The 13,385-nt window shown below is 62.5% G+C and carries 13 protein-coding genes; 9 read left to right on the forward strand and 4 right to left on the reverse strand.

The genetic code is table 11. The annotated features are described in order from the left end of the window. Positions 1-185 precede the first annotated feature (185 nt). The 3 genes from AC070A_RS32020 (at position 186) to murI (ending at position 3,905) form a co-directional block, all read left to right on the forward strand. Positions 186-2,162, forward strand: a complete 1,977-nt coding sequence (locus tag AC070A_RS32020; RefSeq protein WP_492384616.1) for an FUSC family protein — start codon at positions 186-188, stop codon at positions 2,160-2,162. Between the two features lie 65 nt (positions 2,163-2,227). Continuing rightward, the gene (locus tag AC070A_RS32025) at positions 2,228-3,073 is read left to right on the forward strand and encodes an RNA methyltransferase (protein ID WP_113737221.1); all 846 of its coding nucleotides are present in this window, start codon (positions 2,228-2,230) and stop codon (positions 3,071-3,073) included. Further along, the gene (murI, locus tag AC070A_RS32030; RefSeq protein WP_113737220.1) at positions 3,060-3,905 is read left to right on the forward strand and encodes a glutamate racemase; all 846 of its coding nucleotides are present in this window, start codon (positions 3,060-3,062) and stop codon (positions 3,903-3,905) included. The genes AC070A_RS32025 and murI overlap by 14 nt, the downstream gene beginning before the upstream one ends. Here the strand turns inward: murI and AC070A_RS32035 are convergent. Beyond that, on the reverse strand, positions 3,902-4,087 hold the full coding sequence (locus AC070A_RS32035; RefSeq protein WP_162770953.1) for a hypothetical protein: 186 nt from the start codon (positions 4,085-4,087) through the stop codon (positions 3,902-3,904). The genes murI and AC070A_RS32035 overlap by 4 nt on opposite strands. 256 nt (positions 4,088-4,343) lie before the next feature. Between AC070A_RS32035 and AC070A_RS32040 the strand changes: the two genes are divergently transcribed. Beyond that, positions 4,344-5,861 carry a helicase HerA domain-containing protein gene (locus AC070A_RS32040; RefSeq protein ID WP_058324118.1) on the forward strand — a complete coding sequence of 506 codons (1,518 nt, stop codon included), beginning with the start codon at positions 4,344-4,346 and terminating at the stop codon, positions 5,859-5,861. Between the two features lie 62 nt (positions 5,862-5,923). On the opposite strand, the gene AC070A_RS32045 is transcribed toward AC070A_RS32040, so the two are convergent. Then, positions 5,924-6,259 (reverse strand): cupin domain-containing protein, encoded by a 336-nt coding sequence (locus tag AC070A_RS32045; protein ID WP_058328312.1) that lies wholly within the window; start codon positions 6,257-6,259, stop codon positions 5,924-5,926. 115 nt (positions 6,260-6,374) lie between these two features. Here AC070A_RS32045 and AC070A_RS32050 point away from each other — a divergent pair, with 115 nt between their 5' ends. The 5 genes from AC070A_RS32050 to AC070A_RS32070 all read left to right on the forward strand — a co-directional run bounded on the left by AC070A_RS32050 (position 6,375) and on the right by AC070A_RS32070 (position 10,666). Next, complete coding sequence (locus tag AC070A_RS32050) at positions 6,375-6,902, forward strand: MarR family winged helix-turn-helix transcriptional regulator (RefSeq protein WP_057248931.1); 528 nt, start codon at positions 6,375-6,377, stop codon at positions 6,900-6,902. Between the two features lie 227 nt (positions 6,903-7,129). Continuing rightward, positions 7,130-7,747 (forward strand): 30S ribosomal protein S4, encoded by a 618-nt coding sequence (gene rpsD, locus AC070A_RS32055; protein WP_057248932.1) that lies wholly within the window; start codon positions 7,130-7,132, stop codon positions 7,745-7,747. A gap of 134 nt (positions 7,748-7,881) precedes the next feature. Next, positions 7,882-8,829, forward strand: coding sequence for a glutaminase (locus AC070A_RS32060; RefSeq protein WP_057248933.1), 948 nt, complete (start codon positions 7,882-7,884; stop codon positions 8,827-8,829). A gap of 131 nt (positions 8,830-8,960) precedes the next feature. After that, positions 8,961-9,845 carry a tRNA 2-thiocytidine(32) synthetase TtcA gene (ttcA, locus tag AC070A_RS32065; protein ID WP_113737218.1) on the forward strand — a complete coding sequence of 295 codons (885 nt, stop codon included), beginning with the start codon at positions 8,961-8,963 and terminating at the stop codon, positions 9,843-9,845. Next, on the forward strand, positions 9,842-10,666 hold the full coding sequence (locus AC070A_RS32070; protein ID WP_057248935.1) for an inositol monophosphatase family protein: 825 nt from the start codon (positions 9,842-9,844) through the stop codon (positions 10,664-10,666). Before ttcA ends, AC070A_RS32070 begins: the two co-directional genes overlap by 4 nt. Positions 10,667-10,745: 79 nt before the next feature. On the opposite strand, the gene AC070A_RS32075 is transcribed toward AC070A_RS32070, so the two are convergent. Together AC070A_RS32075 and AC070A_RS32080 are read right to left on the reverse strand one after the other, a co-directional pair. Beyond that, complete coding sequence (locus AC070A_RS32075) at positions 10,746-12,038, reverse strand: multidrug effflux MFS transporter (RefSeq protein ID WP_492384615.1); 1,293 nt, start codon at positions 12,036-12,038, stop codon at positions 10,746-10,748. 49 nt (positions 12,039-12,087) lie between these two features. After that, positions 12,088-13,326: a multidrug effflux MFS transporter gene (locus AC070A_RS32080; protein ID WP_057248937.1), complete on the reverse strand. Its 1,239-nt coding sequence runs from the start codon at positions 13,324-13,326 to the stop codon at positions 12,088-12,090. Positions 13,327-13,385 lie beyond the last annotated feature (59 nt).

Here is a 13,385-nt window from a genome sequence, read left to right on the forward strand (position 1 = left end):
GCAAAGCGTGCTTGGTTGAAACTTTGGACGGAGGTTGAAACTGGCGTCGCACAAGGCTTCGGCACGCCTTTCCGGCTGGGCTTTCAGCGCGCCGGCCTTGCAAAGATCGCGCCTGCCGCTATGCAGGAAGACCCCCCGCGAAGCGACGCGCACGTGAGGCGAACGCAGACAGACAAAGGCATCCGATGGCATTTCGTTCCCGTATGCGCGATTGGCTCCTTGCCAACGACCCGGCCTTCTCCCGCCTGCGGCAGGCCTCCCGCATCACCGCGACGATCGTCGTTTCCATTCTGCTCCTGATGGCGTTTCACTATCTCGTGGCGCCGCTGCCGCCGGCCGCCTTCGGCCTCGCTGCGTCGCTGTCGATCGAAGGCGGTCTCGCCGTTCGCGACACGACGGTGGCAGGCCAGCGCCTGACCCGCATCATCGCCGTTCTCGTCGGTGTTTCGATGGTCGGGCTTGCATCGGTTCTCGAGACTCATCGCTACGCATCTGATGGCGTTTTCCTGCTGATCATCTTTCTCGCCGTCTATGGCCGATCCTTCGGGCCGCGCGGCTTTGCCGTCGGCATGTTCGCGTTCATGTCCTATTTCACCGGCGCCTATCTGCGGCCGACGCTCGATCAGCTGCCGGCGCTGTTCTTCGGCGCGGCGGTGTCAGCCACGGTCGCGCATCTCGTTCGCACACGGCTGCTGCCGGATGATCGCTACCAAGACCTGTTGCGGGCGACGGCCAGCGTGCAGCGCCGCGTCGACCAGATGCTGCTGCAACTGGCGGAAATCGCCCGCAAGCCGGTTCTTTCCGAGGTCGACCGCCGCCGGCTGCACACGACGGAAGAACGGCTGAAGGAAGCGGTGCTGATGGCCGAAAGCTTCATTCCGACCGAGAACCGGCGGCCGGAACCGGAGCCGGGCCTCGCCTCGGCCGATGTCGTCGTCAATCTTTTCGACCTGCATCTCGCGGCCGAAAGCGTGATCGTGGTGAGTTTCCAGTCGATGCCGCCGCCAGCACTGGTCGAGGCGATGCTGGCGCGGGACGGCGAGCGGATCGACGAGGAGATCGCGCGGCTTGGCGATGCCGCACCACGCCGCGCGGAAACGGTGAAGGCGCTGCTCTGGCTTCGCAATGTCAGGCAGAGGCTTGCCCGCAGCCTTGCAAAGCTGACGCCGACCGACCTCGAAGAGCCGCAGGCACACATGAGTGGCGGACCAAGCCGCTGGAAGCCGTCGCTTGCCGACCCGGCGCTGAAGGCAGCGATCCAGATCACGCTTGCTTCCGGCATCGCCATGGTCTTCGGGCTGATGCTGTCACGCGAGCGCTGGTTCTGGGCGGTGCTCGCGGCGTTTCTGGTCTTCACCAACACCCGCTCGCGTGGCGACACGGCCGTCAAAGCGCTGCAGCGCTCGGCAGGCACGCTCTTCGGTATCGTGGTCGGCATCGTCGTCGGCACGCTGGTTGGCGGCAACATCTATCTCGTGCTGCCGCTCAGCGCGCTCTGCGTCTTTCTCGCCTTCTATTTCCTCGCCGTTTCCTACGCGACGATGACCTTCTTCATTTCCGTCGTGCTGTCGCTGGTCTACAGCCTCATGGGCGTGCTGACGCCGCATCTCCTTCAGCTTCGTCTCGAGGAAACCATGATCGGCTCGATCGCCGGTGCGGCCGTCGCTTTCGTGGTTTTTCCGACGCGCACCCGCACCACGCTCGATGCAGCTGTCGCGACCTGGTGCGACGAACTGATCGGCCTGTTGCAGGCTGCGCGGGACGGCACCTCCGGCATGGTTCTCGTTGCCCGCTCTCAGGCGCTCGACCGGGCCTATCGCGAGCTCGCGGCGGCGGCAAAACCGCTTGGGCTTCCGTGGCAGCTGGTGACGCGCCCCGGCCATGTGCGCCAGGCGCTGGCAATCTTCATGGCCTGCACCTATTGGGCACGGGTCTTCGCGCGACGCGTCGGCACGGATGCGGAGCTGGAGGGGACCGATTTCAAAGAGGACATCGACGCCAATCTCGAACTCGTTCGGTCGGTGCGCGACAAGGCGTCCGCCTATTTCTACGAGGTCGGGCGGATCGGTGCGCCGGTCGATCGGCACCTGCCGATCTCGAAGGACGATGCGGAGCTTGGTCTCGAGATGATCGGGGTCTCTCTCAACCGGCTTCATTTGTAGTGGACTTTAATTTCCGCGGTATTTGTGCAAGGGAAGCGCCGAACGACAGGCGAAGGCACGGGAAAATGGCAGGTACGAACAGCGAGCGCGAACTTCTGGTGGAAGGACCGGCGATCATTCTCGCCTATCCGCAGCTCGGCGAAAACATCGGCATGGTTGCGCGAGCGATGGCGAATTTCGGCCTGGCAGAGCTTCGGCTCGTCAATCCTCGCGACGGCTGGCCGAGCGAAAAGGCGCGCTCTGCCGCAAGCCGCGCCGACCACGTGATCGACGCTGCCAAGCTCTATGGTTCGGTCGAAGAGGCGATCGCCGATCTCAACTTCGTCTATGCGACGACGGCCCGCGACCGCGACGGCTACAAGCCGGTGCGTTCGCCGATCGTTGCCGCGCGCACGCTGCGCCAGCGTTTTCAAGGCGGTGAGAAGACGGGCATCCTGTTCGGGCGCGAGCGCACCGGACTTACCAACGAGGAAGTGGCGCTTGCCGACGAGATCGTGACGTTTCCGGTCAATCCGGCCTTCGCGTCGCTCAACCTCGCCCAGGCCGTGCTCCTGATGTCCTACGAGTGGCTGAAGACCGGCATGGAATCCGAGGACCAGACCTCCTTCCAGGCGATCGAGCAGCGGCCGGCCACCAAGGAGCACCTGCAGGGACTGTTCGAACATGTCGAGGAAGCGCTCGATGCGCGCAACTATTTCCGCTCCGCCGACAAAAAGCCGAAATTGGTCGAAAACCTGCGCGCTGTTCTGACCAGACCATCCTTTACCGAATCCGAAATCCAGGTGCTGCGCGGCGTCATTTCTTCGCTCGACCGGTTCACGCGGGAAAACCCGCGGGGCTCCGGTGCTCCGGGTGATTACAGCAGGGGCGAGCACAGCAGGAAAGCGCGAGACAAAGGTGACAGCGAGTGAACTGAAACCCATCCTCGTCTTCGACAGCGGCATCGGTGGCTTGACCGTGCTGCGCGAGGCGAGGGTGCTGATGCCCGAGCGGCATTTCATCTATGTGGCCGACGACGCCGGCTTTCCCTATGGTGGCTGGGAAGAGGCGGCGCTGAAGGCGCGGGTGATCGAACTCTTCGGCCGGCTGCTTTCCGAGCATGATCCGGAAATCTGCGTGATCGCCTGCAACACCGCCTTTACGCTTGTCGGCGCCGACCTTCGCGCCGCCTATCCTCAGATGACCTTCGTCGGCACAGTTCCGGCGATCAAGCCGGCAGCCGAGCGCACACGTTCCGGTCTTGTGTCTGTTCTGGCGACGCCGGGCACCGTCAAGCGCGCCTATACGCGTGATCTCATCCAGTCCTTCGCCAGCCAGTGTCACGTGCGCCTCGTCGGCTCGGAGAACCTCGCCAAGATGGCGGAGGCCTATATTCGTGGCGAGAAGCTGGACGATGAGACGGTCCTTGCCGAAATCGCCCCGTGTTTCGTCGAGATGGACGGCAGGAAGACCGATATCGTCGTGCTGGCCTGTACGCACTATCCCTTCATGGCCAATGTCTTCCGAAAGCTCGCGCCATGGCCTGTCGACTGGCTGGATCCGGCGGAAGCGATTGCCCGGCGGGCGCGTTCGCTCGTGCCGCTGCCGAACGGCTTCGAGCCGCTGAATGGCCAGGATCCGGCAATTTTTACCTCCGGCAAGCCAGATTATGCGACCCGGCGGCTGATGCAGGGATTCGGCCTGACGGTAACGCCCGACGCGACCGTCGAGCACCGGGTGGGACGGACTGAGTCGATCGGCTAGAAGAAGATCGCCAGCGAAATTCCGATCAATGCAGCCAGCACGCAGGCGGTCCGGAAGTGCGTACGGCTGACGCGTGCGGCTTCATCTCTTGACGTGATGCGTTGCCCATCCTTGTAAGCGTCGCGCATGCGCTGATCGAGATTGTACATCTCCATTTGCTGTTCTGTTTCGTAGTGTTCCATCACTGCCCCTGGCAAAACGCTTCGACCATAACCGATATGGGCATTCGTCTTTGCTCGCAAAAGTACGATCCTCAGCCAATCTCAACTTTATCTTGCGGCGAGCGGATTGTGCATCCGGTACTTTCCGGGTGACTTTCCGGCGTGTATTCCCTGTGGGTTTTCTGTGTCGGAGGCACGCACTCCGGCAAAAGCGTGCTAGGTGTCGCCGGCTCGGCGGTCTGCGCTTGAGCGCGAATCAATTCAGCAAGAGGTGGAAATGAAGGTCGGCATCGACATGGGAGCGACGTCCGAAGGGACATCGGCCTCGCTCGATATCGAGGAGCTTCTGGCCACCCGTCTTCTGGTGCAGGGCAATTCCGGTTCGGGCAAGTCGCACCTGTTGCGTCGGCTGTTGGAGCAATCGGCGCCTTGGGTGCAGCAATGCATCATCGATCCCGAGGGCGATTTCGTCACGCTCGCCGACAAGTTCGGCCATGTCGTCGTCGAGGGCGAGCGGACCGATGCGGAGCTGATTGGCATCGCCAACCGCATTCGCCAGCATCGCGTTTCTTGCGTGCTCTCGCTCGAAGGGCTCGATATCGAGCAGCAGATGCGCAATGCCGGCGTGTTCCTCAACGCCATGTTCGATGCCGACCGCGAGTTCTGGTATCCGGTGCTCGTCGTGGTCGACGAAGCACAGATGTTTGCGCCGTCCGTTGCCGGCGACGTCACCGAAGAGGTGCGCAAGATTTCGCTCGGCGCCATGACCAACCTGATGTGCCGCGGCCGCAAGCGCGGACTTGCCGGCGTGATTGCCACGCAGCGTCTGGCGAAACTTGCCAAGAACGTGGCGGCCGAAGCCTCCAACTTCCTGATGGGTCGTACCTTCCTCGACATCGACATGCTGCGTGCGGCCGATCTGCTCGGCATGGACCGGCGCACGGCGGAAATGTTCCGTGACCTGAAGCGCGGCTCCTTCGTCGCACTCGGCCCGGCGCTGTCGCGCAGACCGCTGAAGGTGACGATCGGCACGGTCGAGACATCGGCCCGTTCGACGAGCCCGAAGCTCATGCCGCTGCCGGAGGCGCCGCAGGACGTCGAGGATTTAATCTTCACGCCGGACCCGGACGAGTTGACCCGGCCGATCATGCGCCGCGCGGTCGCGCCGCCGCGCCCGACAACGGACATCCTCGCCGAACTATCACGCCCGCGGCCGGAAGCAGCAGCGCCAATCGAGGCGAGGCCGGTTCAGCCGGAGATGACCGCTGACGAGAAAGAAAGCCTGCTCGACAGCGTCTTCGCGGAAATCCTCACCAATCCGGAGGCGGCCTTCCGTCCCGATGCAGAACTGTTCCAGGACTTCCTGGTGCGTTGCCGCATTCGCCGCCTGCCGTCAGGTGCAGCACTTTCCCTCAGTGCCTTCCGCCGCAAGATGGCGGTTGCCCGTTCCGGTGTCGACGCCGAGACGGCGGCGACCGAGACCTGGGCGCAGGCCTTGCTGCTTGCCGATCGTGTGACCGAGGATCTGCAAGCCGTGTTCCTGATGATGGCGCAGGCCGCTGTCCGCCGCCTGCCGTGTCCTTCAGACGCGATGATTGCGCGCGCCTACGGCACGCATTCCGCGCGCCGTGCGCGCCGACTGCTTGGATATTTCGAGGAGCATGGGCTGATCGTCATCCATGCGGACTTCTCCGGTAAGCGCATCGTCGCCTTTCCGGACCTTGGCAGCGAAACCGCGCCGGGGGATGCGAACGGACCGGATATGGGCAACACGACGGCCACGGCGGCCGAGTAAGCCGCCTCCATTCCCGATTCCCGCGCCTTTGGGCTACTGTCACAGCCAAAAGCGCACGAATGCTAGAGCCAGGTCTGAACCACCCGATCCGACGCGTGGATGCAAGTCATCTGCAGCCGGCTGGTGCCAGTGTTGACGAAACGGTGCGGCGTCTCGGGATCGACGACGATGATGTCGCCGGCCTTGCCCATGATCTTTTGCTCACCGACAGTGAACTCCGCTTCGCCGGAATGCACGATCCAGGTCTCCGGATAGGGATGGACGTGAAGGGCAGGCCCCTGGCCGGGCGCTGCATCCATCAGGAACAGCGAGATGGGCGTGCCGTATTGCCCGCCTTCAAACAGGATGGTTCGGTTGGGGCTCTGCTTCTGCTCTGCACGCGGAATGACATGAAACATGCTGGCCTCCATCTCCGGTCGGGTTGGCTTCCCGTTGCGGATGAATTATCTTCACGAGAAGATATTATCCGAGACTATCTTCTCGTCAAGATATATTGATGAAATGAGGTGAGCAATGCAGAATGAGAACGAGGCGAGGGATCACGTCGACCGGCTGCAGGCGCAGTGGGCGGCAGAACTGCCCGACCTCAATACCGAGCCGATGACCATCCTTGGGCGCGCCTACCGCCTTTCCAACCTTGTGCGCCCGTCGATCGAGGAGACGTTCGCCTCCTTCGGCCTCGACCGCGGCGAGTTCGATGTGATCTCGACGCTTAGGCGTTCAGGTTCGCCTTATCGCCTGACGCCGACCGACCTTTATACATTGCTGATGATCTCGTCGGGCGGGCTCACGCACCGGCTCGATCGACTGCAAAAGGCTGGGCTAATCGTGCGCGAGCGCTCGGCCTCCGATGGCCGAAGCAGCGTCGTCGGACTGACCGAGAAAGGAATAGCGCTTGCGGAAACGGCGATTCGCGCGGATATGACCAGCGAGGCGCAGTACCTCGAAGGGCTGAGCAAGGAGGATCGCGCCGCATTGGCGGCGCTCCTCAGGAAACTGCTCGTCTCGCTGGAACGGGCCGAAGCCGTTGATCCGGCTTGAACGGATGCCGGTTTGTCACAATTTCGTTGACAATAGGGGCCGGACGCACTAAAGCCGCCCCAACGCCGGGCAGAAATGTCCGGTGTTTCATTTGACATGTCCCGTGGCTTCTCCGTCAGCGTGATCGTGAGAAACCTGTCAGAATCCCGAAAATGGGTTCAGAGGAGGGCGTGTTTCCTTGATCCGGTTTGGAAACAGACCGGTGTAACTGTTTGAAAGGAAATGCGATGAGCAAGCGCGAATCGTCCAAGTACAAAATTGACCGCCGTATGGGCGAAAACATCTGGGGCCGTCCGAAGTCCCCGGTAAACCGCCGCGAATACGGTCCGGGCCAGCACGGCCAGCGCCGCAAGTCCAAGCTCTCGGACTTCGGTGTACAGCTGCGCGCCAAGCAGAAGCTCAAGGGCTACTACGGCGACATCCGCGAGAAGCAGTTCCGCGCGATCTTCGCTGAAGCTTCCCGCCGCAAGGGCGACACCCCGGAAAACCTGATCGGCCTGCTCGAGTCGCGTCTCGACGCGATCGTCTACCGCGCCAAGTTCGTTCCGACGGTCTTCGCAGCCCGTCAGTTCGTCAACCACGGCCACGTCAAGGTCAACGGCGTCCGCGTCAACATCGGTTCCTACCGTTGCAAGCCGGGCGACGTTATCGAAGTCAAGGAAAAGTCCAAGCAGCTCGTAACCGTTCTGGAATCGGTTTCGCTCGCTGAGCGTGACGTTCCGGACTACATCGAAGCCGACCACAACAAGATGGTTGCGACCTTCGTCCGCGTTCCGGGCCTCTCTGACGTTCCGTACCCGGTCGTCATGGAACCGCACCTGGTCGTCGAATTCTATTCGCGTTAATCCGGGGCTCACGCCTTGTGACGTATCGAAAACCGCCCGGAAACGGGCGGTTTTTTTTCGGTAGCGATTACCTTGCGCTGCCGTCCATGGCGCGATTTCATCCCTTCGACAGGCGATGAGTGAGAGGGAAGCCGATGCCCGAGCAGAACGCTGCGCAGGACCTGCAGGCGATTATCGACGATATCCACCGGGAGCTGAGCCCAAGGTTCGGCCAGGGCAAGGTCGCCGACTACATTCCGCAACTCGCGCGCGTCGATCCCAAACATTTCGGCATGGCGATCGTGACCACCGACGGCAAGATCTACCGGGTCGGCGATGCCGAAGTGCCGTTTTCGATCCAGAGCGTCTCCAAGGTATTCACACTGACGCTGGCACTCGGCAAACACGGCGAAAACATCTGGCACCGTGTCGGCCGCGAGCCATCCGGCTCGGCCTTCAACTCCATCGTCCAGTTGGAGCAGGAAGGCGGAAAGCCGCGCAATCCCTTTATCAATGCCGGCGCCATCACCATCAGCGACCTGATCCTCGCCGGCCATACGCCGCGGGAACTGATCGGCGAAATCGTGCAGTTCATCCGTTACCTTGCCGACGACGACGAGATCGTCATCGACCACGAAGTTGCGCGTTCGGAGACGGCCACCGGCTACAGGAACTTCGCCCTTGCCAATTTCATGCGCTCCTTCGGCAAGCTCGACCATCCGGTGGAGCATGTACTCGGCGTCTATTTCCACCATTGCGCCTTGGCGATGACCTGCAGCCAGCTGGCCAAGGCCGGGCTGTTTCTGGCCGCTGGCGGCAGCAATCCGCTGACGGGCCATAACGTCGTCTCGCGCCAGCGGGCGCGACGCATCAACGCGCTGATGCTGACCTGCGGCCACTATGACGGCTCGGGCGATTTCGCCTACCGCGTTGGCCTGCCGGGCAAGAGCGGCGTGGGTGGCGGAATTCTGGCGGTGGCGCCGGGCAGGGCGTCGGTTGCCGTCTGGTCTCCTGGTCTCAACGAAAACGGCAACTCGCTGCTCGGCTCGCTGGCGCTTGAGATGCTGGCAGCGCGCACCGGCTGGTCGGTCTTCGGGTCCTAGGACCTTCTGCGGCATCGCAACCAGCACAATCCGGCCGATTTCCCTTGATCTTGACGGCCGGAGCGGGCAAGTGCAGGCCAAGATTTGCCGGGCGCGGGTTGCGCCCGTGCCTACCGCACAGGATCCCCGCCATGGACCTTTCGCTTAACGTGTCGCAAGACCAGGCCGAAATCACTTTCGATGAGGGCGAGATCGACGCCGGCACGCATCCGCTGTTCAGCCGCATGCCGTCCTCCGTCTCGTTCAACAAGCTGCGCAAGCGCCTTCTGCGCCAGACCCGCCAGGCGCTCGACGACTTCGGTATGCTGAAGGGCGCGAAGCGCTGGCTGATCGGCCTTTCCGGCGGCAAGGACAGCTACAGCCTGCTTGCGCTCTTGATGGACCTGCAATGGCGCGGGCTCTTGCCGGTGGAGCTCATCGCCTGCAATCTCGACCAGGGCCAGCCGAACTTCCCGAAGCACATCCTGCCGGAATACCTTGCATCGATCGGCGTCAAGCATCGCATCGAGTATCGCGACACCTATTCGATCGTGAAGGAAAAGGTGCCGACGGGGGCGACCTACTGTTCGCTCTGTTCGCGGCTGCGCCGCGGCAACCTCTATCGCATCGCGCGCGAAGAGGGGTGTGACGCGCTGGTGCTCGGCCACCACCGAGAAGACATCCTCGAAACCTTCTTCATGAACTTCTTCCATGGCGGAAGGCTCGCCTCGATGCCGGCGAAGCTGCTGAACGATGAAGGCGATCTGATGTTGCTTCGCCCGCTCGCCTATGCGGCCGAGGACGATCTCGCCAAGTTTGCCTCCGCGATGGAGTTTCCGATCATCCCCTGCGACCTCTGCGGCTCGCAGGATGGTCTCGAGCGCAATGCGATGAAGGCGATGCTGGCCGATATCGAGCGGCGCATGCCCGGCCGCAAGGACACGATGCTGCGCGCGCTCGGTCACGTGAACCCGTCGCATCTGCTCGATCCCAAGCTGTTCGATTTCCTGTCCCTCACACCGGAGCCCAAAGAATGAGCCATTCCGTTGACATCGCCGGCCTTGCCAACCTCCTGCAGGAAGCGGCGGTCAAAGAGATCCTGCCGCGGTTCCGCAATCTTGATGCAGGCGATGTCCGGATGAAGTCCGAAGCGATCGATCTCGTGACCGAAGGCGACGAGGCGGCCGAACGGCTGATCAAGTCACGTATCGAAGAGGTGGCACCGGGCGCTCTGTTCGTCGGCGAAGAATCGGTAGCAGCCGATCCGACCCTTCTCGACAAGCTCAACGAGACCGATCTCGCCGTCGTCGTCGACCCGATCGACGGCACCTTCAACTTCGCCGCTGGCCTGCCGCTCTTCGGCGTGATGGCGAGCGTGGTCTCCAAGGGTGAGACGGTCGCTGGCATCATCTACGATCCGCTCGGCAACGACTGGGTGATCGCGGAGAAGGGCTCGGGCGCCTGGATGTGCCGCCCTGACGGCTCGCAGGAGCGTATGTCGGTGACGGCGGGCGTGCCGCTGGAAACCATGGTCGGCGGTGCCTCGACTGGCTTTTACCAGCAGGAAGCACGGCGCGAAGTCATGGCCAATATGGCCAAGGTGCGTATGGCCACCAGCTACCGCTGTGCGGCGCACGAGTATCGCATCTTCGCGGCTGGGCATCTGCACTTCCTGATGTACCAGAAGTTGATGCCCTGGGATCACTTGGCGGGAACGCTGATTTCGCAGGAAGCCGGTGCCTATGCGGCCCGCTTCGACGGTTCGCCCTATCTGCCTGCCCATCTCAACGGCGGCCTGCTGCTCGCGACCGACAAGGAGAGCTGGGAGACGCTTCGCCGCGAGGTCTTCACGGTCTAAGCCGTTTGAAGCCGACTGCAAATGAAAAGCCCGCCCGGATCGCTCCGGGCGGGTTTTGTTTTTGCCATGCGGCTGCCAATCACATATGGCCGCCACCGTGATCCATGGTGACGTCCTTGTCGCCAGGATGGGTGAAGAGCTTCCCCTTCTCGGCCCAGAGCGTCGCCAGAACCGTCAGAATGCCGAAGAGGGCAAAGCCGCCAAAGAGCGGCTGCAGCGTACCGTTGAAGAGCTGGCCGACGGTGCCGCCGATCAAGGCGCCACCGGTGGTCGAGACAAAGCCGGTGATCGCCGTCGCCGTGCCGGCAAGGTGCCCCATCGGCTCAAGGCTGATCGCGGTGAAGTTCGTCGCGATCACCGCAAAGAACATCAGGAGCACCGAGAACATCAGGTAGCTGACGACGAAGGCCGGCGTGCCGGAGAGCGACATCACGAAGCCGACGACCGAAAGCAGCGTGAACAGGATCATCGAGACGTGCGAGATCCGGCGCATGCCGAAGCTGCGGACGAAGAAGCTGTTGGCGAAGTTCGCGACCGCGATGCCGCCGGCCGTGCCGGCAAAGGCGATCGGCAGCCAGTCACCGAGGCCATAGACCTCGCCGAAGATCTGCTGAACCGTGACGATGTAGGCGCAGATGACCGCGGTGAAGAGCGTCATGCCGATCATGTAGCCGCAGGTGATGCGGTTGGTGAGAACGGTCTTGAAGCCCGAGGCAACCGCCCCGACGGAGAGCGGCATGCGCTCCTCGCGCGGCAGGGACTCCTTCATGCGGGAAAAGGCCCAGACGAACAGGATCGCGCCGATGACGCCGATCAGGATGAAGATCCAGTGCCAGTTGGCATAAAGGATCACGAGCTGGCCGATCGAGGGTGCAACGATCGGAACGATCATGAAGACGATCATGACATAGGACATGACGCGCGCCATCTCGCGGCCGCCGAAGCAATCGCGCACTATCGCCATGGTGGTGATGCGGATCGCGGCCGCGCCGATGCCCTGAATGAAACGCAGGATGAGCAGCGTCTCGAAGCTCTGGGTGAGAGCGGCGGCGAACATCGACACGGTAAAGAAGGCGAGGCCGCCGAGCAGCACGCGGCGTCGGCCGAAGGCATCGGAGAGGCTGCCGAAGAAGATCTGCGAAATGCCGAAGCCGAGGAAGAAGACGCCGATCACCAACTGGCTATCATTGGTGTTGGCGACGTTCAGAGACTGGCCGATCGCCGGCAACGCCGGCAACATGCTGTCGATGGCGATGGCGACACTCGCCGTCATGACGGCGATGGTGATGATGAACTCGACGATGCCCATGTTGAGGCGCTGAGCCCCGGAAACCCCGTCGATATGTTCGGATTGATTGGTGATGGTGGTCATTGGGTGAGCCCGTAAATTCTTCAAAAATGAGGACTGGCCGGTTCTGGGATCAACCGGCCGGCTGATGGTGCGGTTTGAAGAGCTTGCCGCGTTCGGCAATCAGAACGAAAACGAGACCGATTGCGGCGACAGTGAAGTAGCCAGTGGCGAGCGGCGTGGCTGTGCCGTCGAAGGACTGGCCGATGAAGGCTCCGATCACGCTGCCGCCGATCGTCTGCATGAAGCCGAGTACGGACGACGCTGTACCGGCAACGTGGCCAAGCGGCTCCATGGCCATGGCGTTGAAGTTCGGCGCGATCAGCCCGAACTGGAACATCGTGGCGCAGTAGAGGACCACGAAGACCGGGAAGGGCAGCGGCGCATAGAGCGAGGCCGACATCCAGACGAAGCTCGCCAGCGTGAAGCCGATGAGTGCCGCATGGGATAGCGGCCGCATGCCGAAGCGGCGGACGAGGCGGGAATTGGTGAAGGAAGCGACCGCCATCATACTGGCAAAGGCGGCGAAGACAAGCGGAAACCACACGCCGAGGTCGTAGACGCCGACGAGCACCTGCTGCGCCGAGTTGATGAAGCCGAACAGTGCACCAAGGATCACCGAGGTCGCGAGCGTGTAAAGCAGCGACACCCGGTTCGTGAGCACGATGCGGAAACCGCTGAGGATGACCGCCGGCGTGAAGGCGCGGCGATGGGCCGGATCGAGCGTCTCTCCGAGTTTCGACACGACGATTGCAATGTTCATCACGGCATAGAGTGCGACGACGACAAAGATCATGTGCCAATCGGCAAGGCTGATGATGAGCTGGCCGATCGAAGGCGCCACAACTGGCACGATCATGAACACCATCATGACCAGAGACATGACCTCAGCCATCTGTCGGCCGCCATAGACGTCGCGGACGATCGAGATGGTGATGACGCGCGTCGCCGCAGCACCGGCGCCCTGCACGAAGCGCAGCGCCAGCATGAGGCCGAAGCTCGGTACGATCGCGATCGCCAGCGCGCAGAGCGCATAGAGGGCAAGGCCGGCAATCAGCGGTGGCTTACGCCCGAAGCGATCCGAAAGCGGGCCGAAGAACAGCTGTGCCACCCCCATGCCGAGCAGATAGGCGGTGATGATGTACTGCCGCTCATTTTCAGAGGCGACGCCGAGGCTGGCTCCGATCTGCTGCAGACCTGGCAACATGATGTCAATCGAGATGGCGTTGGTTGCCATCAGCATGGCCATCAGCGCGATGAACTGGAATTTCGTGACCCCGGGCCGGGCGTCTTCGTTGGTCGTGCTGGTCATTTGCAAAAAGTCCTAGCGGCGCACCGGGCGCAAGCGAAACAGGTTGGTCCGGAGCAAAT

The sequence above is a fragment of the Ensifer sp. GW101-20A05 genome (assembly GCF_059424735.1).

Bases quoted from the DNA above. Each gene is read 5' to 3' on its own strand.
- AC070A_RS32060 (WP_057248933.1), top strand. From the start codon at position 7,882: ATGCCCGAGCAGAACGCTGCGCAGGACCTGCAGGCGATTATCGACGAT.
- AC070A_RS32070 (WP_057248935.1), top strand. From the start codon at position 9,842: ATGAGCCATTCCGTTGACATCGCCGGCCTTGCCAACCTCCTGCAGGAA.
- AC070A_RS32075 (WP_492384615.1), bottom strand. From the start codon at position 12,038: ATGACCACCATCACCAATCAATCCGAACATATCGACGGGGTTTCCGGG.
- rpsD (WP_057248932.1), top strand. From the start codon at position 7,130: ATGAGCAAGCGCGAATCGTCCAAGTACAAAATTGACCGCCGTATGGGC.
- ttcA (WP_113737218.1), top strand. From the start codon at position 8,961: ATGGACCTTTCGCTTAACGTGTCGCAAGACCAGGCCGAAATCACTTTC.
- AC070A_RS32045 (WP_058328312.1), bottom strand. From the start codon at position 6,259: ATGTTTCATGTCATTCCGCGTGCAGAGCAGAAGCAGAGCCCCAACCGA.
- AC070A_RS32035 (WP_162770953.1), bottom strand. From the start codon at position 4,087: ATGGAACACTACGAAACAGAACAGCAAATGGAGATGTACAATCTCGAT.
- AC070A_RS32025 (WP_113737221.1), top strand. From the start codon at position 2,228: ATGGCAGGTACGAACAGCGAGCGCGAACTTCTGGTGGAAGGACCGGCG.
- AC070A_RS32050 (WP_057248931.1), top strand. From the start codon at position 6,375: ATGCAGAATGAGAACGAGGCGAGGGATCACGTCGACCGGCTGCAGGCG.
- AC070A_RS32020 (WP_492384616.1), top strand. From the start codon at position 186: ATGGCATTTCGTTCCCGTATGCGCGATTGGCTCCTTGCCAACGACCCG.
- AC070A_RS32040 (WP_058324118.1), top strand. From the start codon at position 4,344: ATGAAGGTCGGCATCGACATGGGAGCGACGTCCGAAGGGACATCGGCC.
- AC070A_RS32080 (WP_057248937.1), bottom strand. From the start codon at position 13,326: ATGACCAGCACGACCAACGAAGACGCCCGGCCCGGGGTCACGAAATTC.